The organism is Paenibacillus sp. GXUN7292 (assembly GCF_050864975.1).
In the GTDB taxonomy this organism is placed as follows: Bacteria; Bacillota; Bacilli; order Paenibacillales; family Paenibacillaceae; genus Pristimantibacillus.
The window spans coordinates 24832-49902 of the sequence record NZ_JBOZWO010000023.1 but is presented as its reverse complement, the minus strand read 5'-3'; the positions used below and the strand labels follow the sequence as shown (position 1 = coordinate 49902).

General features: G+C 46.3%; 20 protein-coding genes. 10 read left to right on the top strand and 10 right to left on the bottom strand.

The window, feature by feature from the left end:
• The first annotated feature begins 168 nt into the window (after positions 1–168).
• The 5 genes from ACRRU2_RS18200 to ACRRU2_RS18180 all read left to right on the top strand — a co-directional run bounded on the left by ACRRU2_RS18200 (position 169) and on the right by ACRRU2_RS18180 (position 4365).
• Positions 169–1581 (top strand): right-handed parallel beta-helix repeat-containing protein, encoded by a 1413-nt coding sequence (locus ACRRU2_RS18200; RefSeq protein WP_432503827.1) that lies wholly within the window; start codon positions 169–171, stop codon positions 1579–1581.
• Entirely contained in the window at positions 1578–2240 is a 663-nt protein-coding gene (locus ACRRU2_RS18195; RefSeq protein ID WP_432503825.1) for a nitrous oxide reductase accessory protein NosL, read from the top strand. The genes ACRRU2_RS18200 and ACRRU2_RS18195 overlap by 4 nt, the downstream gene beginning before the upstream one ends.
• Before the next feature lie 148 nt (positions 2241–2388).
• Complete coding sequence (locus ACRRU2_RS18190) at positions 2389–3207, top strand: ABC transporter permease (RefSeq protein WP_432503823.1); 819 nt, start codon at positions 2389–2391, stop codon at positions 3205–3207.
• Entirely contained in the window at positions 3200–3931 is a 732-nt protein-coding gene (locus ACRRU2_RS18185; protein ID WP_331702194.1) for an ABC transporter ATP-binding protein, read from the top strand. The genes ACRRU2_RS18190 and ACRRU2_RS18185 overlap by 8 nt, the downstream gene beginning before the upstream one ends.
• A gap of 26 nt (positions 3932–3957) precedes the next feature.
• Positions 3958–4365 carry a hypothetical protein gene (locus tag ACRRU2_RS18180; protein ID WP_432503820.1) on the top strand — a complete coding sequence of 136 codons (408 nt, stop codon included), beginning with the start codon at positions 3958–3960 and terminating at the stop codon, positions 4363–4365.
• A gap of 19 nt (positions 4366–4384) precedes the next feature.
• On the opposite strand, the gene cydC is transcribed toward ACRRU2_RS18180, so the two are convergent.
• From cydC to ACRRU2_RS18150, 6 genes are all read right to left on the bottom strand, one after another.
• On the bottom strand, positions 4385–6154 hold the full coding sequence (cydC, locus tag ACRRU2_RS18175; RefSeq protein WP_432503818.1) for a thiol reductant ABC exporter subunit CydC: 1770 nt from the start codon (positions 6152–6154) through the stop codon (positions 4385–4387).
• On the bottom strand, positions 6154–7962 hold the full coding sequence (cydD, locus tag ACRRU2_RS18170; protein WP_432503816.1) for a thiol reductant ABC exporter subunit CydD: 1809 nt from the start codon (positions 7960–7962) through the stop codon (positions 6154–6156). Before cydD ends, cydC begins: the two co-directional genes overlap by 1 nt.
• 8 nt (positions 7963–7970) lie before the next feature.
• Positions 7971–8984 (bottom strand): cytochrome d ubiquinol oxidase subunit II, encoded by a 1014-nt coding sequence (gene cydB / locus ACRRU2_RS18165; protein WP_331702198.1) that lies wholly within the window; start codon positions 8982–8984, stop codon positions 7971–7973.
• Positions 8971–10383, bottom strand: coding sequence for a cytochrome ubiquinol oxidase subunit I (locus ACRRU2_RS18160; RefSeq protein WP_331702199.1), 1413 nt, complete (start codon positions 10381–10383; stop codon positions 8971–8973). The genes cydB and ACRRU2_RS18160 overlap by 14 nt, the downstream gene beginning before the upstream one ends.
• A gap of 1138 nt (positions 10384–11521) precedes the next feature.
• Positions 11522–12907, bottom strand: coding sequence for a class II fumarate hydratase (gene fumC / locus ACRRU2_RS18155; RefSeq protein ID WP_432503813.1), 1386 nt, complete (start codon positions 12905–12907; stop codon positions 11522–11524).
• 298 nt (positions 12908–13205) lie between these two features.
• Positions 13206–13874, bottom strand: coding sequence for a bifunctional 2-keto-4-hydroxyglutarate aldolase/2-keto-3-deoxy-6-phosphogluconate aldolase (locus ACRRU2_RS18150; protein ID WP_331702201.1), 669 nt, complete (start codon positions 13872–13874; stop codon positions 13206–13208).
• Between the two features lie 612 nt (positions 13875–14486).
• Here ACRRU2_RS18150 and ACRRU2_RS18145 point away from each other — a divergent pair.
• Positions 14487–15161, top strand: a complete 675-nt coding sequence (locus ACRRU2_RS18145) for a class I SAM-dependent methyltransferase (protein ID WP_331702203.1) — start codon at positions 14487–14489, stop codon at positions 15159–15161.
• A 1-nt stretch (position 15162) separates the two neighbouring features.
• Here the strand turns inward: ACRRU2_RS18145 and ACRRU2_RS18140 are convergent, their stop codons facing one another.
• A complete protein-coding gene (locus tag ACRRU2_RS18140) occupies positions 15163–16389 on the bottom strand; it encodes a multidrug effflux MFS transporter (RefSeq protein ID WP_432503810.1) in 1227 nt (408 codons plus the stop codon).
• Between the two features lie 140 nt (positions 16390–16529).
• Positions 16530–17342: an undecaprenyl-diphosphate phosphatase gene (locus tag ACRRU2_RS18135; RefSeq protein WP_331702205.1), complete on the bottom strand. Its 813-nt coding sequence runs from the start codon at positions 17340–17342 to the stop codon at positions 16530–16532.
• Between the two features lie 249 nt (positions 17343–17591).
• Between ACRRU2_RS18135 and ACRRU2_RS18130 the strand changes: the two genes are divergently transcribed.
• Positions 17592–18434 carry an exonuclease domain-containing protein gene (locus tag ACRRU2_RS18130; RefSeq protein WP_432503808.1) on the top strand — a complete coding sequence of 281 codons (843 nt, stop codon included), beginning with the start codon at positions 17592–17594 and terminating at the stop codon, positions 18432–18434.
• Complete coding sequence (locus ACRRU2_RS18125; protein ID WP_432503805.1) at positions 18421–19320, top strand: DMT family transporter; 900 nt, start codon at positions 18421–18423, stop codon at positions 19318–19320. Before ACRRU2_RS18130 ends, ACRRU2_RS18125 begins: the two co-directional genes overlap by 14 nt.
• Here the strand turns inward: ACRRU2_RS18125 and ACRRU2_RS18120 are convergent.
• Positions 19317–20342 (bottom strand): NADH:flavin oxidoreductase/NADH oxidase, encoded by a 1026-nt coding sequence (locus tag ACRRU2_RS18120; protein WP_432503803.1) that lies wholly within the window; start codon positions 20340–20342, stop codon positions 19317–19319. The genes ACRRU2_RS18125 and ACRRU2_RS18120 overlap by 4 nt on opposite strands.
• A gap of 432 nt (positions 20343–20774) precedes the next feature.
• Complete coding sequence (locus tag ACRRU2_RS18115; protein ID WP_432503801.1) at positions 20775–22631, bottom strand: LTA synthase family protein; 1857 nt, start codon at positions 22629–22631, stop codon at positions 20775–20777.
• A gap of 203 nt (positions 22632–22834) precedes the next feature.
• Here ACRRU2_RS18115 and ACRRU2_RS18110 point away from each other — a divergent pair, with 203 nt between their 5' ends.
• Together ACRRU2_RS18110 and ACRRU2_RS18105 are read left to right on the top strand one after the other, a co-directional pair.
• The gene (locus tag ACRRU2_RS18110; protein WP_432503799.1) at positions 22835–23515 is read left to right on the top strand and encodes a response regulator transcription factor; all 681 of its coding nucleotides are present in this window, start codon (positions 22835–22837) and stop codon (positions 23513–23515) included.
• Positions 23512–24888 (top strand): sensor histidine kinase, encoded by a 1377-nt coding sequence (locus tag ACRRU2_RS18105; RefSeq protein WP_432503797.1) that lies wholly within the window; start codon positions 23512–23514, stop codon positions 24886–24888. Before ACRRU2_RS18110 ends, ACRRU2_RS18105 begins: the two co-directional genes overlap by 4 nt.
• Positions 24889–25071 lie beyond the last annotated feature (183 nt).

Sequence of the window (25071 nt, the reverse complement as noted above, 5' to 3'; positions counted from 1 at the left end):
TCACATTCCATATAAGCTCTGCATATTCGATTGCTATCAGCATGCAGTCACGTTTTGTTCACAAATCGGTTGCACCGCGCAAAAATGTAGCCCGTTTGAGTTATAGCGATTCGCGAGCCGGAAAGGCAAACTAATAGTAACATCACTTGGAAGGAGCGGTTCAATGACATGCAGCATAAGTATATGAAGCTGATGGCCGTATTTATGTTATGTCTGCTCGGCGCTGCCAGCCCCCCACTTGCTGCAGCCAGCCCAGAGGCATCAGGCATTTCTGTACTGCAAGCTCCAATGGCGATGCTCGACGATGCTCAGGCTGCCTCCCCTTTGCAGTCCATCGTCGATAATGCCAACCCCGGAGACACTATTATTTTGCCAAGCGGTAAATATGAAGGTCCCGTTACAATAAATAAACAGCTTACTATTGCAGGTGCCCATAAAGATGAAGTCATCCTTACAAGCAGCACTGATCAACCAGTAGTTACTATTTTAGCTGATAACGTAAGCTTACAGGACATAACAATCAAGGATGAAAGGATGCTTCCATTGACTGCAGCAATTGAAGTATCCAGCAGCGACAATACCCTTGAAAATCTAATCATACTTACACGAGGCACGGGTATTCAGTTAATAGAAGCTAGCCGCAACAAACTGGAGCACTTGTTGATTGAAGGCTTGCGCAAGCAAAGCATATATGGAACGCATGACGAGCATTCCTCCCGTAAAGGCAACGGAATAGACCTGCAGCTCTCGCATCATAATCTGCTTGCCAATAATTCGATCAGCCATATGTTCGACGGCATTTATATTGAGGAGAGCAACAACAATACGGTCACGGGCAATGAGGTTACCTCCTCCCGATATGGCTATCACTTTATGTTCAGCGATGACAATGAGCTTTTGCGCAATGTTGGGATGCATAATGTGACTGGCGCCATGATTATGGGCGTTAAACGTACAATCGTACAAGAGAACGTCTTCTACAAGCAAGCGGAAAGCGTTACAGCTCAAGGGCTGTTGTTATTCGATGCCTACGACTCCGTTATCGAGCGCAATCGCATTCAAGGCAATCGAGTCGGCATTTATGTGGAGCATGCGCAAAATAACCAGCTTCGCTTTAATGATATTTCCCGTAATTTTATTGGCCTTCAGCTGCTGGATGCCAGCAGCAACAACATTGCAAGCAATACGTTTATCGCCAACGTCATACAAGCTCAAGCGCATAAAAGTGACGGAAATAACGTCGAGCGCAACTATTGGGATGACGCGCAGAACATTGATCTGACTGGCAGCGGCTACAGCTCCCTGCCCTATCAGGTTGATCCCTTTTTTCTAACCTTGACAGAGGCGATACCGCCTTATCAGCTATTTTTCGGCTCGCCGGGCATGCAGTTTTTCGAAAGCTTGTTTGCCGGAGCCGGCAAAGAGCAGCTGCAGGATATAAAGCCGCTCATGAAGCTGGCCGAGCTGACAGATGACCAGGAAGCGGCTGCGCCATCAGCCGTTGCCGGGGCTGCCAGCGCCTTTGTTACAGCAGGCTGTTTATTATTTATATTTTTTGCAGGAGGAAGAAATAAAAGATGAAAAAACCATTTGTACTAATATTAATGCTGTCCTTAATAGTCGCTGCAGCTGCAGGCTGCGGTGCAAAAAAGAAATTTGAGCCTTCTCCTATTCAAGAGGGCGTCGATACTTGCGCAGTATGCAAAATGATGATCACGGACGATCATAATGCGACTCAAATTATTTTGAATAATGGCAAAGCTTATAAATTCGATGATATTGGCGACCTGTTCGTATGGCTTGACGACAATAAAGATGCGGATATTAACGTCAAGTACGTGAGGGATTATCATACCAAGGAATGGATTGAGCTGGAGGACGCCTTCTACACTTATGATGAATCCTTCAAAACGCCGATGAGCTTCGGGGTATACTCCTTCAAAAATAAATCCGAGGCTGAGGCGTACATCAAGGAGCAGGGCAAAGGTGTACTGATGACTGCAACCGAGCTTAATAATCATAGCTGGAAAAGCACAATGAGCCACGATGGACATGACCATCATGGCGAGCAGCACGATCAGGAGCAAGGCGAGCATAGCCATAGCGATGAGCATGGTCAGGAGCAAGGCGAGCATAGCCATAGCGATGAGCATGGTCAGGAGCAAGGCGAGCATAGCCATAGCGATGAGCATGGTCAGGAGCAAGGCGAGCATAGTCACAGCGATGATAAAATTTCGTGAAGACAACAGCGGCCGTAAGGGATACCCTGCTAGCGGGAAACTAAATGGTCTCCATTCATAGCTTTCTCCAACACATTGAAGAACTAGCGACTGCTAGTTCTCTCTGCCGTTAGTATCAACAATAATGAAATAGAGGATGTGTTCGCGAATGATCGTCTGGCATATCGCATGGCGAGAAATTCGACTCGGATTTCGCAATCCATGGGCATACAGCTTCCTTGCGCTGTTTTCATTTTTCAGCCTGGCTCTGCTGCTCGTGCAATCTCAAAATACTTTGCAAGGTTACACGCATACAACAGGCTCGATGATTAACCTGGTACTATACTTGCTGCCGTTGATGACGATGCTGCTGGGCTCCTTCTCTTTAACCTCGGAAAAAGAAGATGGTGGCTGGGAGCTGCTGTCCACTTATCCGCTGTCTGCTTTCCAGCTGCTGCTGGGCAAATATATCGGGCTGGTAATTGTCCTCAGCACGATTGTCTGCTTTGGCTATGGGCTGTCTGGCGTGTTCGGCTGGCTGCTCGGCAATTCTTTTACAGGTGCGTCGCTCGTCTTTTTCATGCTGCTGTCGCTTCTTCTCGTGCTGCTTTTTCTTGGCATAGCGCTGCTGGCAGGTACAATTGCCGCTAATCGCTGGCAGGCGCTTACGATCGGAGTCGGCATTTGGTTTGTATTTATTATAGGCTGGAGCACGCTGCTGATTGCTGTGTTAGGCTGGCTTCCCTATTTATGGATTAAGCCTGCAATCGTTTTTTTAACGTTTTTCAACCCAGCGGAGCTGATTCGGATCTTTATGGTTGTCAAAATAGGCGGAGGCTCTATACTCGGACCTGAATATGCACAGTGGATTGACTGGATTCGCGGTTCATGGGGCTCGCCGATATTTATCGGCGTATGCATGTTATGGATAACAATCTCCTTGCTGCTTGCGATCGCCCTTTGGGAGAGGAGGAGAAAAATTGACTAATCCCTTTATTCAAATTGAGCAGGTCAGCAAAAAGATCGGCAAACAGCAGATCGTCCATCCTTTCAGCTTGAAGCTGGAGGCTGGGCAAACCTTGGCGCTTTGCGGCGGCAATGGCGCGGGAAAAAGCACCTTGCTGCGCATGATTGCAGGCATTATGCAGCCTTCTGAAGGACAAATCATGCTGGACGGCTTGCAATGGAAAAATAACCGCAAAGCCTATGCGGAGCTTATCGGCTTTATGCCCGATGATTTTCGTTTTGGCACAGCGCTGTCTGCCTGGGAGACGATCACTTTCTATGCTTCGCTGCGCGGCATCGGCAAGCAGCGCGCCGCTGAAGTGCTGCGCCTTGTAGATTTGTATGAGGCCCGCCATAAATCCGTCGCTGCCTTCTCCAAAGGAATGCGGCAAAGGCTGATGTTCGGCCAAGCTGTTCTGGCAAAGCCCAAACTGTTAATGATGGATGAGCCTACTAACGGCTTGGACCCTTATTGGACAGATATGTTTTCTCAGCTTGTTCTTGAGCTGAAAGCAGCCGGCACAACGATTATATTTTCTACGCACCATTTGCAAATTGCCGAGACTGTTGCGGATGAAGCGTTATTTTTGCATGAAGGCCGCATCATGAGCCACCGCACAATCGCCGAATACAGAGAAAGCTACGGATCAGCCGGATTGGCTGCCGTATTCACTGAATCCTCGCAGCAAAGTATAGCTTCAAAATAAATTGCTTCAGAAAGGAGCCGTATTCAATGATTCATACCGCTCAGCCTGGCTTAAGAAAGCTAGCTGCGATTGCTTTCATTCCGGTTTTTGCCTTGCTCCTTAGCGCCTGCAATACAATAACGCCTCAAGGTGGAACCGAGGAAGAGGTGACCGCCGAGTTGACCGTCTCGCCAGCTGCTGCCAAAGCGGGCAAGCCAGTATCATTAATTTCTAAAATTAAAGGCTTAAAAAAATTAAATGATGTGGAGCTATATTATGAGTTAAAAAAAGACGGCACCGGCAAGCCCAAGCTTATAAAAGTGGAAGGACAAATAGAAGGCCGATTTATCGGCAAATGGGAGCCCGAGGAGCCAGGCATGTATGATGTCATCATCCATATTATTAATCCCGATATCCATGTCATCGTAAGAAAAGAAATGACCGTCGAAGCCTAAAGCTTTAACGGTCATTTTTTTATAACTGATCCAGTTCATACAAGCGTCTGTACTTCGGCTCACGCTCCAGCAGCTCCTCATGGCTTCCGCGCATGACGATGCGCCCCTGCTCCATAAATACGATTTCGTCCATTTGCTCCATCCCGATCAAATGATGGGTAAACCATATTAAGGTTTTCCCTTTTAACGTTGCAAAAATGGTATTTACAAGCTTGCGCTCCGTAATGGAGTCGAGTCCGACTGTCGGCTCATCAAGCAATACAATCGGCCTGTTCTGAAGCAAGATGCGGGCGAGCGCAATTCTTTGTCTTTCACCGCCAGAAAAGCGCTGTCCCATCTCCTCCATCCTCGTGTTATAGCCGTTTGGGAGTGAGGCGATGAAAGAGCCGAGTCCAACCTGCTCCGTCACCTGCTGCACCTCTTCGTCAGAAGCGTCTGGCTTGCCGAGCCTTATATTATTAGCGACAGATGTATCGAATAAGTATGGCTTCTGGTTAAGAACCGAGAAATCTGCAGCATCCAGTTCGCCAGCAGTAATACCGTTTAATGTGACCTCGCCAGACGATGGCTTCAGCTCGCCAAGCATCAGATTGAGCAAGGTGGACTTGCCGGCGCCGCTTCTGCCCAGCACAGCCATATTCAAGCCTTGCGGAATATTCAAATCAATTTGCTTTAATGTCAATTGATGCGAGCCTTCATATTGAAAGCTGACCTGCTGTAAAGCTATATCGATCGATTGCCGGTTGACGGACTTAGGCAGCGCAGCCCGAATGGCCTCTTCAGCCGCTTTTTCATCTCGGGCGCTAGCATCATCCCAACGGGATTGTCCCGATTGCTCCAGCTTATTCAATCTATTCAAAGAGTCCTTATAATCCGGTATTCGGTATACAGAGTCGCCTACTTTTACAAAGGCATCCATGAGCGGAAGCGCAACAAGCGCCATAGCCGCTATAAAGCTTGGCAGCAGCAAGCCCTGCTCAACCATGCCTGCTGCCCATATCGCCATCATAATGACTGCTGCAGCGGCGCTGCTGCGCGTAATAAGCTGCCAGCGCCATTCAGAGCGCCTAAGCTGCTGCTCCAGCTTGTTCATGGCGGAGCTCTGCTTCTCATAATCGTCCAAGAACTGCCCTGCGCGCCCGCTCAGCTGCCAGTCGCTCATGCCATAAATCGCATCAGTGAGCTGTGTATACAAGCGGTTGCGCTGCTGCTTGTATTGCTTCCTTCTTCTAACGGACAACCATAATGCAGCAAGCGGAGCAATAAACAGCCAAATGCCGCTATAGAGCGCCATCAGCAATGCAAACCAAAGATCAAATCTGCCGAGCAGCGCAATGACTGCTCCGTATACAATTAAAGATGACAGTGCTGGCAGAACTATTCGCAAAAAAATGTTTTGCAGCTGCTCGATATCCTCCGCCAGCAAGCCAAGCAAATCGCCGGATTTATATTTGCTTCGCATGCGAAGCGCCTGCGGTTCGACAATGCGATATAAGCGGGTTCTCATACTGGCTAGAATACGCAGTGCCGCACTGTGACCAGCTAACCGTTCCAAGTATTGAAAAATCGCTTTACTGAATCCAAACGTCCGGACAAGCACGATTGGCACATAGACCATAAGAATGTTTTCTGGCTGCAGGGAGGAACGCGATATCAAATACCCGGATGTAAACAGCAAGGCTGCTGCGGAAAGTATGGCAATAGCGCCAAGTACAGCTGCCGCTGCAAACTGCCAGCGGTATTGAGACATGTAGTAGGTAATCCAGCCGCGTCTTTTTGCCGCTTGCATTACAATTCCTCCCCTCTGCCTGCAGCGAGCAGTTTCGCATATACGCCATTCTGCTCAGCCAGCTGGGCATGCGTGCCCTTCTCTGCCAATTTGCCTTTCTTGATGACCCATACCTCATCCATATCCTTCATCCAATGCAAGCGATGCGTCGCCAGAAATACCGTTTTCCCGCTGAAAATACGCAGCATCGTCTGCTTTAGCTCCCATTCTGTCTCTACGTCCAAATGGGCAGTGGGCTCATCGAGAAGCAGCATAGGACGATTGCCAAGCCACGCTCTTGCCAGCGCAATACGCTGCGCTTGGCCGCCGCTCACAGCGCGCCCGCCCTCGCCTATGCGCTCATGTATACCGAGCGGCAGCTGCTCAACGAGCGAGCGCAGCTCAGCTGCGTCGATTGCCCGTTCGATTTCCTCATCGCTGGCATCCGGCTCATAAAAGGCAATATTTTCTTTTAACGTCATGCTGAATATATAAGGGTGCTGTGGGATATAAGCAAGCTGCTGCTGCCACTGAGCGAGCTTCTCGCCAGCAAGCGGCTCCCCATCCGCTTGAACCATTCCTGCGGATGGCTGCAAAAAGCCGCCAAGCACATGAAGCAGGGTCGATTTGCCTGCTCCGCTCTCACCGACAATTCCGATTTTCCGTGTGCCGCCAGCTACTTCTGCCTGCACACCGCCAAGCAGCTCACGGCCTTCTGAGCTGAGCACCGTTACATCCGATAAGCGAAGCATAGCGGTTGAGTTATGCTGGCTATCCATTGACTTGACGTTATTTGGCGCAGCATTATGGCTCTCTGAAGCAACTTGTCTGCCAGATGCAGCACTACTTTCGATTGCATATTGACTGCTGGCCGTGCCCTCACTCTCTGTATCCTTTTCCGTAATCGCTCTAATTGAAGCCCATGCTTCCTTGCCGTCTAACGTTGCATGATAGTCGGTGCCAAGCATTCGAATCGGCATAAAATATTCAGGAGCAAGCAGCAAAATTGCCAAAGCCGCCTCCAGCTGTATGCCGCCGTCGATAAGCCGCACGCCTAATCCAACCGCTACAAAGGCAATTGAAAGCATACTAAAGAAATCAAGCGAAAACGAAGATAGAAATGCAACCCGCAGCGTCCGCATTGTTGCTTTGCGATATTGCCCCGCTACACGCTCTACTGTACCTGCATGCGCTTTGCTTCTTCCTAAAAAGCGCAGCGTCTCAAGGCCTCGAAGCGTATCCGAAAAATGCTGCGACAATATTCGATAGCTTCTCCACTGCTTATCCGCTAGAGAACGGGCCGCCAGCCCTAATATAATAAAAAAGATAATGAGCACCGGCTGTGCCACAAGTAAAATAATGCCTGAAATCAAATCCAATCGGATGACAGCAAGCCATATTGCACCGGTAATGATGAGCATATCGATCATACGGGGAATCGACAGCTCCAAATAAGTTCTAACCCGCACAATTCCTTCCAGAGCAAGATTAACAATCTTGCCGCTGCCCTCGCTGGCAGCAAACCTTGAGCCAAGCTTAAAAAGCTTGCTCAGCAGCTGTTTGCCAAGCGCTTCGGTAGTTTTCTCTGCAAACCTTCCGGCAAAGCGCTGCTGCAGCCATACAAAAGTATGCCGCAGCACAAACATAGCCGCAAATAATAAAATAGGCTGAACTGCATCAGATACGGCAGCCCCATTAAATAACTGTGTGAGCGCATGCGACAGAAGCAGCGCTTGCGCTATAATTGCCAATCCCTGTAGGAAGGAAAACACCGATAACAGCAGCATTATCGGTGTAATTCCTGAAAGGCGAAGCCATTGTTTGTCCATACAAGCTCCTAGTATTCTAAATGATCTTTATTCGTAATGCGTTTGTGGAAGACGAAGTAGCTCCAAGCCTGATAAGCCAGTACGAATGGCAAGAGCACTGCTGTTACAATCGTCATCGCTTTCAGCGTATAGCCTCCTGATGCAGCATTGTAAACCGTAAGATCATAAGCGCTGTCGATAGAGCTTACCATCAGCCTTGGGAACAAGCCTGCAAATAAAGCTATAAATGTTAAACCGATCAGTAAACCGGTCATGCCAAATGCAAGCCCTTCTCTTCCTTTTCTAATAAACACATAAGCTAATACCGCAGCCACTGCAGTTAAAGCAACTAAAATATACATGATAACTCCGCGTTTCTCAAACAGATCCGTAGAAGCAAAGGTTTGAACAGCCAGCAGTCCGAGCAGCGCTACTGCGACAGGCCATACAACCGCAGCTGCCTTGCGTGCTTTGCCGCGAACGTCGCCTGTAGTACGTATCGAAATAAAGGTTAGGCCATGCAGCAGGCACAGTGCAACCACTGCCACGCCTCCTGTTACTGAGTATAGATTAACTATATCAGAGAATCCAGCTGTCATTTCCATATTTTGTCCAATCGGCACACCCTTAATCATGCTGGCAAACAGCATTCCGAAAAACAGCGGCGGGAAAAAGCTGCCAATAAATATCGCTGCATCCCAAACCTTTCTCCAGGCAGCGCCCTCTATTTTGCCGCGGAATTCAAAAGCAACACCCCGGCCTATTAGCGCCAGCAAAATCAACGTGAGGAGCATATAGTACCCGCTGAACATCGTGGAATACCAATGCGGAAAAGCTGCGAACATCGCGCCTGCCGCCGTTATAAGCCATACTTCATTCGCGTCCCAGAACGGTCCGATCGTATTGATAAGCACGCGGCGTTCCTTATCGCTTTTCGGCAAAATTTGAGTTGCCATGCCTACACCAAAATCAAAGCCTTCAAGAAAGAAAAATCCTGTGAACAAAACGGCAATTAGTAAAAACCATAACTCATTGAGTGACATTGCTGCCGCCCCCTTCCTGTGCAAACGGATCTACATCAGCAACTTGCTCACTCTCTTCACTAGCAGGGCCTTTGCGTGCTACCCGAGTAAACAAATAGATCGTAATGCCAAGCAAAATCAAGTATATCGACGAGAATGAAATAAGTGAGAAGAGCACTTGACCTGACGATACGTTCGGCGATACAGAATCCTCCGTACGCAGCAGCCCAAATACGGTCCAAGGCTGACGGCCAATCTCAGTCATAATCCAGCCAGCCGTATTTCCGATAAACGGAAGTGAAATGGCAAACAGCATTAATTTAAAGTATAGATTATTTTTCGGCTGATCCAGCTTTTTCCGCCATGTGAGATATGCGCCATACATAGCCAGAAGAATCATGGCCATACCGCTGCCTACCATAACGCGGAAGCTCCAAAAAGTCGTTTTGACCGGCGGGATATAGTTTCCAGGGCCATAGGTTTGTTCATATTGCTCCTGCAGCTCAAGCATGCCCGGAACAGAGCCGGAAAATTTGCTATAGTACAAAAAGCTGAGTATATACGGAATTTTAATCTCAAAGCCATTTTCTTGCTTATCAGTGTCGATAAATGAAATAACTGTCCAAGGAGCAGGGTCAGTGCTTCTCTCCCACATCCCTTCGCTCGCAGCCATTTTCATTGGCTGAGTCTCAACCAAATATTGCGCCTGGCTATGACCGAATTGTGCAATGGCAATAGAAGAAATGAGAGCAATGATAATACTGATTTTGAATGATTGTTTAAAGAAATTAATTTCTTGCTTGCGCATAAGCTTCCAGCCGCTAATACCGGCAACCAGAAAAGCACCGGTCGCGAACGCAGCGAATATCGTATGCGGAAACTCCCACAACAGCTGACCATTCGTTAATAGCGCGAATATATCCGTTAATTCTGCACGGCCGTCTACTACCTCAAAGCCGACAGGGCGCTGCATAAATGAGTTTGCCGCCAAAATCCAAAGCGCGGATAAAATGGTACCAATCGAAACGAGCCACATGCTCGCCAAGTGAACGCCTTTTGACAAGCGGTCCCAGCCAAACACCCACAAGCCGATAAACGTTGACTCAAGGAAAAAGGCAAGCAGCGCTTCAATCGCAAGCGGCGTTCCAAATATATCACCTATAAATCTTGAAAAATCAGACCAGTTCATTCCGAACTGAAACTCTTGCAAAATACCTGTAACAATACCGACGGCGAAGTTAATGAGCAGGAATGTCCCCCAAAACTTTGCCATTCGCTTATATAATTCATCCTTCTTGACCACATATATCGTTTCCATTATCGCTACGATGAGAGATAATCCAATTGATATTGGTACAAAAAAGTAGTGAAAAATTGTTGTAGATGCAAATTGCAAACGTGCTAAATCGACGACATCCATAGCTGCACTCCACCTTTTCTAAATGTATTAATCCTTTTAAATTACTTTGAAACAAACCCCGTCAAATGCTTACTTTCTAATTTAAGCATACGTCGCGATTGATTAATGTGAAAAAAATCACAACAATTTGTGAATTTATTCACAAATTCTTCAAAAGTTGAAGGAGAACAATTCGCAAGCTACATTATTCTCAATCAGTTACTCCTATTATACAAAATTATATGCAGATAAATATGGCTCTTTAGTGTCGTTAGTGACCGTTTCGTGGCACGAAATTGACAAACATGTGAAGTGTTAATATTTTACTAAATGGAATGGTTACTGGGGATGCGAATGATCACAAGAACGCGTTAATTTACTTTAACTCCGTTTTTGTGACTAAGATCATCTCTAAGGGTATCGCTTTATTGTGGATAGGGCAACAAGCAATCGAAAGGGATACTACTACGATCAAGTTTGGGATTCCGACCGCTGTTGTAGTCCAATTTTTTTGATTACATAACCCCTGTAAAGGATAATATTGGCCTACAAAGGCGGGCGCTGCCGCTTCTCCATTCCCAATCTTGCTCTTCGTTCCCCTTTTTTATTGCTTATTATTAGTTGCTTACAATTAATCGACACCCTCTCATTTGGAGATATACGCATTTTCAGCCTCATTTTTATTTTCAACCTGTGGCCAGGCGTTCCGTTATTCGCCCATTTTCGATCATTTTTCTACTTCGCGGACAGTGGTTCCGTTATTTGCCCATTTTCGACCATTTTTCTACTTTCGCGGACAGTGGTTCCGTTATTCGCCCATTTTCGATCATTTTTCTACTATGCGGACAGTGGTTCCGTTATTCGCCCGTTTTCGATCATTTTTCTGCTTTCGCGGACAGTGGTTCCGTTATTCGCCCATTTTCGACTGTTTTCCACTACATTTTTGTAGAATAGCGGAACGTGTGTCACTTTAATACTCCTAATTCGGCGTTTTTAGCAAAATAACGGATTTGCTGTCCAGTTGATTAGGCGATACAGGTATAGTGGGTGTAGCGGCGGAGATGGGGCAGTAATGGGGACAGACATGGCAGGGGTGGACATAAAAAAGCTTGATTAAGGTCCCCAATTGGAGCCTCAATCAAGCTGGGTTATTTATAACTTATTTGCTTCCAATCATGTTCTCTGGACGGACATATTGGTCAAATTGCTCCTCAGTTAGCAGGCCGCTTGCTACAGCGGATTCTTTCAAGGTTAGACCTTTTTTATGAGCATTTTTAGCAATGGCTGCCGCATTCTCATAACCGATATGTGGATTCAATGCCGTTACAAGCATCAGTGATTGTTCCAGGTTTCTTTGGATAACAGGCAAATTCGGCTCGATGCCAACCGCACAGTTATCGTTGAAGGAAACCATTGCATCCGCCATAAGCGCAACAGATTGCAGGAAGTTGTACATAATAACCGGCTTGAATACGTTAAGCTCAAAATTACCTTGGCTCGCTGCAAAACCGATCGTAGCGTCGTTACCAATAACTTGACATACAGCCATCGTCATCGCTTCGCTTTGAGTAGGATTGACTTTACCTGGCATAATCGAGCTGCCCGGCTCGTTCTCTGGTATGATCAGCTCGCCAATGCCGCAGCGTGGTCCGCTTGCAAGCCATCTGACATCATTGGCAATTTTCATTAAATCTGCTGCCAAAGCTTTAATAGCTCCATGTGTGTATACGATTTGATCATGGCTAGTCAGAGCATGGAATTTATTTGGCGCTGTAATAAACAATGTGCCTGTCAGCTCAGTCATTTCTTCAGCAACCTGAACCGCGAACTTCGGATGAGCGTTCAAGCCTGTACCTACTGCAGTTCCGCCGAGCGCCAATTCACGCATGGATTCAACGCTTTGCACTAGCATAGCTCTTGTTTTCTCAAGCATGGCATACCAGCCGCTTACCTCTTGGCCAAGCGTCAACGGAGTAGCATCCTGCAAATGAGTACGTCCGATTTTAACTATATCTTTAAAAGCTTCTACTTTTTCTTTCAAAGTAGCCGCTAAAATATCCAATGAAGGAACCAGCTGCTTTTCTACAGCCATAACTCCAGCAATATGCATCGCAGCAGGGAAGGTATCGTTCGAGCTTTGTGAGCGATTTACATCGTCGTTCGGGTGAATTCTAATATCCAAGCCGCGTTCTGCGAGCAAGGCGTTAGCGCGATTAGCTATAACCTCGTTAACATTCATATTTGTTTGCGTCCCACTGCCTGTTTGCCAAACTACTAATGGGAAATGCTCGTCCCATTTGCCAGAAATAATTTCGTCTGCAACCTCGCCAATAATTGCTGCTTTCTGCTCATCCAAAACACCAAGCTTCAAATTCGCTTGAGCTACTGCTTTCTTGACGTATGCCATTGCATAAACAACGTCCAAAGGCATTTTCTCAGTACTGATTTTGAAATTTTGCAAGCTGCGCTGAGTTTGGGCGCCCCACAACTTATCTGCCGGGACTTTAATTTCCCCCATCGTGTCCTTCTCGATTCTGAATTCCATTCCCTCAAACACTCCTTTAAGCTGATAATCTAATCTGCTAGCCTGTCTATTATCGCTACTTATCTGTTATAACTCGAATTTAGTGAAGAAGCAAGGATAAGAAATAGTCGGAAAATAGCTTCTCCCTCTTTCAACTTTTACATACTATATTTATCATACAAAAACATACATAACGAGAAATGCTGCCCATATCATTATACCAAAACATATACCAAAACACATTGCAAAAAGCGCCTCTAGAGAGTAGATGCTCCAAGGGCGCCAAATGCGTGTAGCAAGCTGACGCGACGCCAAGGAGCTATTGTCCTTTTGCCTCGCGATAGGCTGCCATATAATCAGCTGCTTTTTTCTCGATTAAAGAGAAATCACCAGTTTTTACTGCTTCTTTCGTTAAGTCGGAACCGATGCCGACAGCTACTGCACCTGCTTTGATCCAATCCTTCAAATTATCCAAGGATACCCCGCCAGTCGGCATAATATTGGCTTGCGGAAGCGGTCCTTTAATAGAAGGTATAACGCTTGGAGAATACAGATTGCCCGGGAACAGCTTCACGACATCGACGCCTAGCTCCATCGCCGTTTGAATTTCTGCTACCGTCATTGTGCCTGGCAATACAGGAATAGCATATCGATTGCACAATCTGACAGTGTCCGGATTAAGTGCCGGGGATACCACATACTCAGCGCCCGCCATAATAGCTGCGCGAGCCGTCTCAGGATCCAATACAGTTCCTACACCGATAATCGCATAGTTGTCTGCATCCGGAGAAACTGAGCTGGAATATTGTTTAGACAATTCCTCAATTGCGCGCAGCGCAAAAGGTACGGTCATCGTAATTTCAATCGCTTTAATGCCGCCTTTAATCGCTCGGCGTGACATTTCAACCACTTCTTCTGGAGAATCTGCACGTAGAACTGCTACTACCCCTGCTTCCGAAAGCTGCTGCAAAATTTTTAGCTTTTTCATTCCGGCCCCTCTTCCTGAAAAGTTCATTTTAGTGCGATATTGTTCACTATTTATTATAGCTTCTTTAAACGAACTTCTCAATGCTGCACTAGCGACAATACTTTGAATTTTAACGCGTTTCCAAGCGGGACAGTGTTGTTCTCACTAGATGGGACAGTCATAGATACTCCATAGCTGAGACAGTTGTTGTTCTTCCTAGTTGGACAGTCGCGAATCTCCCTAGCTGGACAGTGGTTCCGCTAATTCGCCAAAATTCGCATTTTTGAGGGGGCAAAGTGACAGACGTTCCGTTATTGCTCCATAAATCGCAGAAAAAGCCCACTTTTGAACCCAATAGCGGAATGTGTGACCGCCAAATTAAAAAAAAGGCCGTTTTAAGGCAAATATCGGAACGTGTGACCACGTCGATACGTTTCATCGCTATCGTAGCAGCCACCCGCCCAACCTTCATTGCAGCAGCGTACCTTTCCATACTCTTTCCGTACTCTCTCCATACCCTTTCCACACTTATAGTTTAAGCCTATAAATAATATAATCTTTATATATTTCACAATATAACAATTCGTTTTTACAATGAGAATAGAAAATAAGGAAAGCCGGGAGGGATTTACGATGAACGATGAAGTAAAGAAGCTTTTTGACAAGGCTGCCACTGATTACGATACGCAGAGAAGAGGACTTATACCATGCTATGACGATTTCTACGAGGCTGTTATACGATGGCTGCAGCTGCCATCGGCGTCTCCTTCGATTTTGGATTTAGGGGCCGGCACAGGACTGCTTACGAGCTATGTGCTGCAAAAATATCCTTCTGCTGCCATGACGCTGATTGATTTTAGCCAGGATATGCTTGCCAAGGCGGAGCAGCGTCTAGCTTCCTTTTCAAACATAAACTATATCGCAAGTGATTATCTCAGCTACCGCTTTGATACCAAATTTGATGCGGTCGTATCCTCACTATCGATTCATCACCTGACCGATCAAGAGAAGAAACAGCTCTTCTTCTCCATATATGATCAGCTTGAGGAGGGCGGATACTTTATTAATGCGGATCAGGCCTCCAGCCGTTCCTCCCTGTTCAATCAGCAATATGAACAACAATGGGAGGAGGCTGTTCTAGCCAGCGGACTGCCGCAAAGCGCGCTGGATGCCTCCAAAGAAAGAAAGCGAGAGGATCGCAATGCACCGATGGAAGAGCAACTGCTTTGGCTGCGGGAAGCTGGCTTCAAGGATGTAGATTGCGTATATAAATACAATGAGTTCACTGTTTTTGTCGCTCGCAAATAGCCTATTGCGCTTGACTGCGTTGTCTCGACTTGGTCAACAGCATGAAGCAAATAAATGCGCTGGCGACTAATGACGCCATTACGATTGCAAGCGGAAGCGCCGTATCCTTGCCGCCAAGCCCAACAAGCGGCGCTGCTGTTCCGCCTACGATAAAGGAAAGCATACCGAGCATCGCCGATGCACTTCCGGCAGAATTCCCCTGACTTTGCAGCGCAAGCGAAGTTGTAGTCGTCGAGATAATCCCAACGCTTGAAACAACCATAAAGAATGCCGCTATAACCGCAGCTAGGCCTAAATGCAGAGTCACCGCAAGAATCAGCAAGAATGCGCCGGAAGATGCCAATAACAGGCCGCTGCGAAGCAGCTTGCGCGGCTCCACCTTGTCTGCCAATCTGCCGGCGACTTGTGTAGCCAAAATAATTCCAACGCCATTCAGTCCAAAAATAAGACTGTACTGCCGCGCAGTGACATGGAAAATTTCTTGCAGTACAAAGGAAGATCCCGATATATAAGCGAACATCGAAGCGGATACGAGCCCTTGTGTCAAAGCGTAGCCCATGAACAATGAGTCACGGCTCAGCCTTTTGAAGGTGCGCAGTGTATTGCCGATCCCGCCTCTCATTCTACGCTCCTCTGGCAATGTTTCTCTAAGCCCGATTAATACCGCCAAGAGCATCGCCATTCCCAGCGCGCTCAGTACGAAAAACACGCCTCGCCACGAAGTATGCTGCAGCACCTCAGCGCCAAATATCGGCGCAAGTATAGGCGCAGCTCCATTCACAAGCATAAGCAAAGCGTAAAACTTAGTCAGCTCCGGTCCAGAATACAAATCGCGCACGCTTGCTCTCGCTATGACGATCCCTGCCGCGCCGGCAAAGCCCTGTAAGAAACGCATGGCAATAAATATTGTAATGCTTGGCGAAAAAGCGCATAGCGCCGAAACAACCGCATAGGCAGCTATGCCGATAATAAGCGGGACTCTGCGCCCTCTTACATCACTGATCGGTCCGACAAGCAGCTGGCCTGTAGCGAGCCCCAGCAGACAGGCTGTAAGGCTTAATTGTGCGATTGACGCAGAAGCTCCCAAATCCTCCGCCAATGTCGGAAGAGCCGGCAAATACATATCAATGGATAACGGTCCAATGCCGGACAGAAAACCGAGTATAAGTGCTAATTTTAAACGACTTTGTTGATTCACAGACGTCATTAACGAAACCGCCGGCTTCATAACGCCACTCTCCTTCCTCAAATGATTCCATTGGAAAGCTGTTCAGTTCAGCATAAAGGAGATGAATCTGAAGTCACATATTTTATAAAATGAATGCGGCTTTAAAACAGCTTCTGCAAAGAATTTGCAACTCTAAAATGTTACATAAACAATACGATGGCGATACCTGCAACAAAGCAGTAATAAGCGAAATATTTCAAATTGCCGTTGCGCATAATATTCATAAACCAGCGCATAGAAATATAGGTCAAAATAAGAGTGCTAATAAACGCTATTATATATGGGATAGCCATTGTGGACAGCGTCGGATCGCCTGCAGCATCCTTCACGCCAAGCACCAGTCCGCCTAAGCTGATTGGGATGTACAGCATGAACGAAAACCGCAAAGCAGTGTCTTGTTTCATGCCGAGTGCAATGGATGAAATAACGGTTGATCCGGAACGGCTAATGCCAGGAATTAGAGCTACAGCCTGTGCAAGACCGACCAGCAGCGCGTCCTTCATGCTCAAATCTCCATCGCGCTTAACTCCGCGCAAATTGCGAATGAGCCACAAAGCGACACCTGTCACAAGCAATGAGAAGCCGACCGTTTTAATGGAAGCCAAATGCTGCTCTATTGCATCCTTGAACAATAGTCCCAATACAACGGCTGGAATTGTGCCGACAACGATATAAATAATGAACATGAAGTCTGACTTATATTCCTTATCCCGTGTACGTATAAATTTAATACCATTAACAATTAATCGGCTGATCATTTCTCTAAAAATAAACATAATGGCAATTAAAGAAGCCGTATTTGTTAAAATTTCAAAAAACAGTCCGTTCTGCTCAACTCCAAGCAGCTTTTGGGCAATAATAAGATGGCCGCTGGACGAGATTGGTATCGGCTCCGTAAAACCCTGCACCATACCAAGCAGCAAAAACTTTAGCCAAACTATGAGATCATCCATTCCTTAAAATCCTCCTACCTTCTATACAATTAGCATATCTAGTAGTATAAACGATAGAAAGCAGGATTCAAGAAGAAACTCTTAATGATTCCCATAAATCGGTAAATGCGACTTCTCATTGAATTATAAGAACAGCGTTAGGTAAACACTAACCATTTCTTATATTTTGAAATAGTTTGCAAATACAGCGGCCCTCATGCTCTAATAGTACTAGTGCAAATTTTTAAGCAAACTTCGGAGGTAGTTGGATTGGATTATATTGTTTTAGATATTGAATTTAATGGACGAAAATTTGCCAGCGAGCTGCCTATGGAGGTTATTGAAATCGGCGCCGTCCGCCTTGACTCTTCCTTGCAGCCTATAGATGAATTTTCTGCCTTGATCAAACCCGTATACTTCGCAAAGCTTAATAGCTTTATTCAGAAAAAAACAGGCATTCCTCAAGAGGATATTGATATAGCTAAGCGCTTCCCTTCTGTCATCGCCGATTTTCTGAGCTGGCTCGGAAAAAGCGACAGCTGCATGTTTATAACATGGGGCGGAGAAGATATGAAACGCATCGTGCTGGACACAAGAATGCATAAGCTTGATGATGCTTATTGGCTGGCGGCTGATTATTTTGATCTGCTAAAAGGCTTTACTCGCCATAAAGGTCTCACCAATGATATTAGCGTTGAAGGCGCTCTTGCTGAGCTAGCCATCGATGCGGAGGGCAGCGCTCACCGCGCACTTGACGATGCTCGAATGACGAGCCATATATTCCGCGCCATATTTGAGCATTTGGACTTTGACTATAAGCAGAAATATGTCGATACCTACACCAATGCCAAGGAGCGAAGACTTGTCAAAAATGCCGTTCGCCTGCTGCGCGCGCAAAAGCTGGAGCCTACCTGGGAAGCGTTTGAGGAACATTTTCTAAAAGAAAAGGTTAAAATGGACGATCCCCGCAAGGCTGCTGAGCTGAAGCGGTATTTTGATGAAGCTATCATTAAACAAAAAGAAAAACAGGCGAAACGACCCGCTGAAGCTAAACCGTTAAAAGCTGCCGAGCTCGAAACGCAAAGCGGCGGTGAACAGCATGATGAAGGCTAGCAAGCGTCTGCCTCCCTATTTACTGTTATACGCAGTTGGTATTATCGCAATATCCTTTTCATCCATTTTTGTTCGGTGGTCCGAGGCCGATGTCGCAGTTATAGCCATGTACCGCCTGCTGCTCACGAATGTGCTTATGCTACCTTTTGTATGGAAATACAGACAGCCGCTGCTGAAGCTTGATCGCTCGCAGTGGCTGCTTCTTATGTTGTCCGGAGCTATGCTCGGCTTGCATTTTCTGCTATGGATGGGCTCGCTGCGCTATACAACCGTTGCCAGCTCGACTGTGCTGCTTTCGCTTGAACCGCTTCTAGTCATGATTGCATCCTACTTCTTATTCAAGGCAGCTATCAATAAAGCAATGGTTATCGGCATTGGAATCGCCATGATCGGCTCCATTATGATCGGAGCAGGCGACTTTTCCCTCTCGGACGAAGCGCTGTATGGCGATCTGCTTTCTTTTCTCGGGGCGGTCGTTGTAGCGGTTCATATGCTTATTGGCAAACACTTATTGAAACGAACCCAAGTGTTTGCCTATAACTTCTGGGCTTTCTTTTTTGCTGCATGCCTGCTGGCAATCTACAATGTCATCAATCGCAACCCGTTCACTGGCTACAGCACGAAAGAATGGGGGCTTTTTTTGCTGCTCGCCATAGTGCCGACGCTGCTCGGACATTATGTCTTTAATTTTCTTATGAAAAGAATGGCCGCTGCCACCGTATCCATGTCCGTGCTTGGAGAGCCGATTTTTGCCTCTTTGCTGGCACTGGCGCTGCTCAAAGAGAAGATTACTTTATACAGCATGGCTGCAGGAATGCTGATGCTTTACGGCGTTTGGGTATTCATCCGGTATGGCAAGGATAATCAGCTGGTGAAAAATAGTTAAATACCGCGTATATAAGGAGCTGGAGGAACGACGGATCCGCTTAGCTCCTTAATAGCATGCAGCGCCCAGTAAGGGTCATTAAGCATGCCTCTGCCGACAGCAACTAGATCGGCATCGCCATTCGCGACCGCTTCTTCTGCCGCCTTGGCTTCCTCAAGCCTGCCTACCGCTATTGTCGGAAGCTGCAGCGCCTCCTTGAAGGCACGGGCCAACGGTACTTGATACGCTGCATGATTCGGCACTCGACCTGGAGGGGGCGGCGCTTCTCCGCCACTCGAGACATGAATCATATCGACGCCTGCCTCCTTATAACGTTTGCCCAGCTCAAGGGAATGCTCAAGACCGTATCCCCCATCGATATATTCAACGGCCGAAATTCGCATCAAAAGCGGCATATCCGCTGGCATCACACTTCGAACAGCTTGAATAACCTCTACACCAAACAAAGCATAATCCTGCCCATACTGATCCTCACGATTATTAATGGACGGCGAATGGAATTGGTGAATCAAATAACCATGGGCGCCATGCAGCTCAATCGTATCAAAGCCGGCTGCAATTGCACGTACTGCCGCTTCCTTGAATTTCACAATCATAGCCTGCGCTTCTTCTGTTGTAAGCGCACGCGGCTGATTCGGGTTTCTGCTGCCCTCCAGCGGGATATTAGAAGCTCCTACCGGATTTGGAGCATCCTCTGCCTTACGGCCTGCATGGGCAATCTGTATGCCGATTTTTGCCCCATATTTGTGGACCTCGTCTACAATGCGCTTGAATGCTGGAATTGCGTCATCCGACCATAATCCCAGGTCGCGGTTTGTAATTCGACCATCAGGATGGACATCCGTCATTTCCACAATAATAAGCCCGGCACCGCCAATCGCTCTTGATACGTAATGGACATAATGCCACTCGTTTGGAATGCCGTCCTCCAGCTCGACACTGTATTGGCACATTGGCGGCATTACAATTCTATTTTTCAAGCTTAAGCCTTTACACTCAAAAGTTGTATCGAGATGAGCCATAGTTCTCTCTCCTTTGTTTTTGACTATATTTTTCACTATATATAGTATAGTAACACTAAAGTTATTACTGTGCTAATTTTGATTACAGAAGAATGTCGAGCACGAGCAAACAGAGAGAGTTGATTAATTGTTAAAAGGCAACAAGCAATAGAATAAGACGGCGCTACGATCAAGATTGGACTTACGACCGCTGTTGTATTCCAATTTTTCTCTATTTTGTAAGCCATTAATGGATAAAATTGTAATACAAAGGCAGCCACTACCGTTTCTCCAGTTCCAATCTTGCTCTTCCGCTTGTCCATTCTTTGCCCACTAATGTTGCCGACAAAAAACCCGCCTGTCAGTGAAGCGGCGTCAGCGCAAGCCAGCATAGCTGCTGCAACTGTCAGCCGCATTCACTTCGAAGCGGGTAAATTACTTCTATAATAGCTGTTAACGTTTTGGCAATGATTTCATATAGTCATCAGAAAGCTTCATCAGCTCAAGAACGTAATCATAATCCTTGCGATACTTGCTGAAGTCTTCAACTTTCTCAAATGTCTTCAAATCAATCGCTGTGCCGTCTTCAAAGCTCTTTCCAGGCACAAACATAATTTCATTGTTGAAGAAGGAGCCAGTCGGCATATAATAACGCATGCCAACAACATGATCCGTTACATTGAGCAAATCTTTGCCGAATACCGTATAGCCTTCATCCTTCAAGGAAACACCTAACAAATTAGCAACGGTAGGCATAATATCTGCCTGTCCGCCGACTTGATCCAATGTCTTGCCTTCAACGCCAGGCACATGAACGATAAACGGTATGTTGAAACGGCTAATTCTTTCCTCGTATTTTACACCCAGTTGTTCCTCCACCCACGCTGGATCGTTATCTTTGGTCTGCATACCAAAGTGATCCCCATAAATGACAAGAACGGTATCCTCCCACATGCCTTCCTTCTTCAAGTCGGCAATCAAATTGCCGATCTGCTCATCTGTATAGCGCAGCGCTTGAAGATAGTTGCCAAGCTGTGTTCCTTGTAAGCCTTCCGGCACATCCAAGGTTTGCAGCATTTTAGGAATTTTGAAAGGATGATGGCTGGCAGTTGTAACAAACTGTGCGTAAAATGGCTGGTTTTTCTTATGCAATGCACTTAGCTTTTCCATTCCAACCCGGTATAATTCCTGGTCGGAAGCGCCAAAGCCATTAAATTTATCATCTACAAAATCAGCTTTTTCGTAGTACTTTGTAAATCCAAGCGCAGGATACATTTTGTCCCGATCCCAAAACGTCACATCATTGACATGAAATGTATTAGAAACATAGTTATACTTATCCAGAAGGCGCGGCATGCTCGGAATTTCGCGATCGCCGAAGCCTTTGGACATGGCGACAGAGCCTGTCGGATAAATACCTGTATTAGACAAAAATTCTGCGTCAGAAGTATTTCCCTGACCAATCTGCTGGAAGAAATGCGGGAAGTAAAAGCTATCCTTAATTAACTCATTTAGAACTGGCGTCACTTCCTGCCCATCTACCTTTAGGCCGATTGCAATGTTTTGAAAAGCTTCAAGCTGCAGCACAATAACATTTTTCCCTTTGGCAGCTCCAAAATAATTCGGTCCGCCGGCCTGCTCCTTGTTAGCCTGCTCCTGCTCAAGGGCAGCTACTGCGTCATTAACCTCTTCGCCCGTTGGTGCTCCGTAGCTGCTTTCATTCATTGCGGTTGCAAACTGGTAGTTCAATAAGCCTAGCCGCTCAGCTTGGACAAGCTCATTATTAATGCCCCGGTTGGACTGGACATATCCAAAAGAAACACCCAAGCAAACGATTAGAGCGATCGCCACATAAAGCGGTCTTGCAATCGCACTGCTTGAAGCCAGCCTGTCTCTGGAACGCAAGCAAAAAACTTTAAGCAGCAGCAATATTACGATATCGGCAAATAATAAATAGTTTTTCAATTGAATCGAAGATTGCACGCTATCCTTAACCTGCCCAACCTGCCCAATGTTAAGAAAAGCGTGGTAGGTCGGCACGTTGCTGAAATAACTGAAGTAGACGACCGCGGCAAATAATAAAAATGAGACAATTGTATTTATGATGCCGAACACTGTTGTTTTCCATCTTGCAGATGTAACAAGCTCAATTATGAACAATATGACCAGTACAGCTGCAGCGTCCGATACTAGACGGCTGATGTGTACCTCTTGGAATATAAATTGACGAAAAAGCGCCATTTTGAGCATAATGAAAATGAATGTCACTAAAAGCGGAGCTTTTCGGTATTGATTCAATAAGAATTCCAAGCTATTTCACTTCCTTTCTTTAAAAAAGTCAAAAAGAAAAACCGTCCATAGACGGTTAATCGTGCGAATTGTTAACTTAATATTAACGCATGCCAATCAAGAAATAAACAGGAAACAGTAGACAATGGGAAAACTTTAATTTTTTCGCCCAGCATTTTACAGATTGTTAAATCTATATTAAATATTTTAAGAAGGTGATTTTTTTGAGATTACATATCCTGATTGCTGATGACGATCCAAACATTCGCGAGCTGCTTCGCTACAACCTGCATAAGGAAGGGTATATCGCGGTCGAAGCTGAGGATGGGCTGGCAGCATCTGATATTTTGGAAAAGCAGACGATTCATCTGGCCGTAGTTGACGTGATGATGCCCCATAAGAACGGCTGGGATTTATGCGAGGAAATTCGCAAGTATTACGATATTCCCGTCATTTTGCTTACGGCAAAAGGCGAGCTGAAGGATAAGGAAAAAGGATTTACTTTAGGCACTGATGATTATTTGGTCAAGCCCTTCGAGCCAGAGGAGCTTCTGTTCCGCATTAAAGCCTTATTGCGCCGCTACCAAATTGTATCGTCCGAGCAGATTAAGCTGAATAATACGATTATTGATCGGCGCAGCTATGAGGTCAAAAGCAATAATGAGACTATGACGATGCCTTTAAAAGAATTTGAGCTGCTTTCCCAGCTTGCTACTCAGCCGGGACAAATATTTACGCGCGAGCAGCTGCTTCAGCAAATATGGGGCAGCGATTATGAAGGAGACAGCCGTACGATTGATGTGCATATTAAACGGCTGAGGGAACGCTTTGCTTCTGCAGAGCAGGATTTTTCTATCGTAACTGTCCGCGGCATCGGCTATAAGCTTGAGGTGCACGAACAATGAGGACATTATACGTCCGCATCGTTGTCATATTTATTATTATTACCATATTCAGCACCGTCGTATCGCTTTTTATTGCCAATGCTTACTATGCCAACAAAATGCGTCATTACAATGAAGAAGAGATTATGCATATCGGGCTCGAAATACGCGAGCTGTATGAGCTGTCGCCTCATTTGGAGCTTGGCCAATATTTAAATAAAATTGCAGCGATGGGCTTTCAAATCTACGCAGTAGATGAGCAGCTTCAAACCGCTATGTACGGCTCTCCCTTCCGTCATACGCAATTTGAGGAGGAGCAAATACGCCATGTGCTGGAGGGCGGCAGCTACAAAGGCATGCTTGAACAGAAGCAGCTTCTTCCCATCATGGGCTACTTCGAAAATAGCTTGCGCAATACGATAGGGTTGCCTATAAAAGCAGAAGGCAAGCAATACGCCTTATTCATCCGTGCCAATCTGGAGCAGCAAATCGGCGAGGTGCGCATACTGCTTGGCCTGTTGATGGGCTTTGCCTTTTTGCTCAGCCTGATTCTGATCGTTATCTTGACTCGTTATATAGTGAAGCCCCTGCAAGTGCTCAAAGCCGCCACTCATAAAATTGTCGACGGTGATTACAACCTGCAATTGGATATTCGCCGCAAGGATGAATTTGGCGACCTGGCCAAGCATTTCTCCCACATGGCAGAATCCATTAAGCGATTGGACGATATGAGACAAGAATTTGTCGCCAATGTATCGCATGAATTCCAAACGCCGATTACCTCTATCCAGGGCTTTTCGGAAACGATGATGAACAACGAAATGTCGGAGGACGAAAAGCAGCGCTATTTGCAAATTATTCAGGACGAAAGCAAGCGCCTGTCCTCGCTTAGCAAGCAGCTGTTAATGCTGGCCGCCCTTGATAAAAACATGCAGCTTACGAAGCGCACGGCCTTTCGGCTTGACGAGCAAATTAGGCAGATCTTCATCACCTTGGAACGGCAGTGGACTGGCAAGCAGCTGGAAATTGAGCTCGAGCTGCCCGAAATCGTAATCCAGGCCGATGAGCAGCTGCTTTATCAAGTATGGTTTAATCTTATTTCGAATAGCATAAAGTTCTGCTCGCCTCAAGATACGATTGCAGTGCGTATTGACGTTGGTAAAGAAGTAACTGTAGAAATTCAAGATACGGGTATTGGAATTGCGCCAGATGAGCTGCCGTATATATTTGACCGCTTCTACAAATCGGATAAAGCCCGCGAGCGAGCCAAAACCGGCAGTGGGCTTGGTCTTTCCATATGCCGCAAAATTATTGACCTGCACCATGGCTCGATTCATGTGACGAGCGAGCTCAATAAAGGCACCTCCTTCCGCATAAAGCTTCCTCACTGGTAGAAGCCTGGCAGGAAAGAAAAACCCTTTGACCTCCTCTCCAAAAGACGTACACCGTTTCTCGTCGCCCACGCAAATAGTATGATCAATCGCGGCAGCTTCGTTCATTTGATGTTCAAATCTAGTTCATTTACCGTTCATTTACCGTTCATCTGTTGTTCACACTCCTGCACTACAATGCTCGTA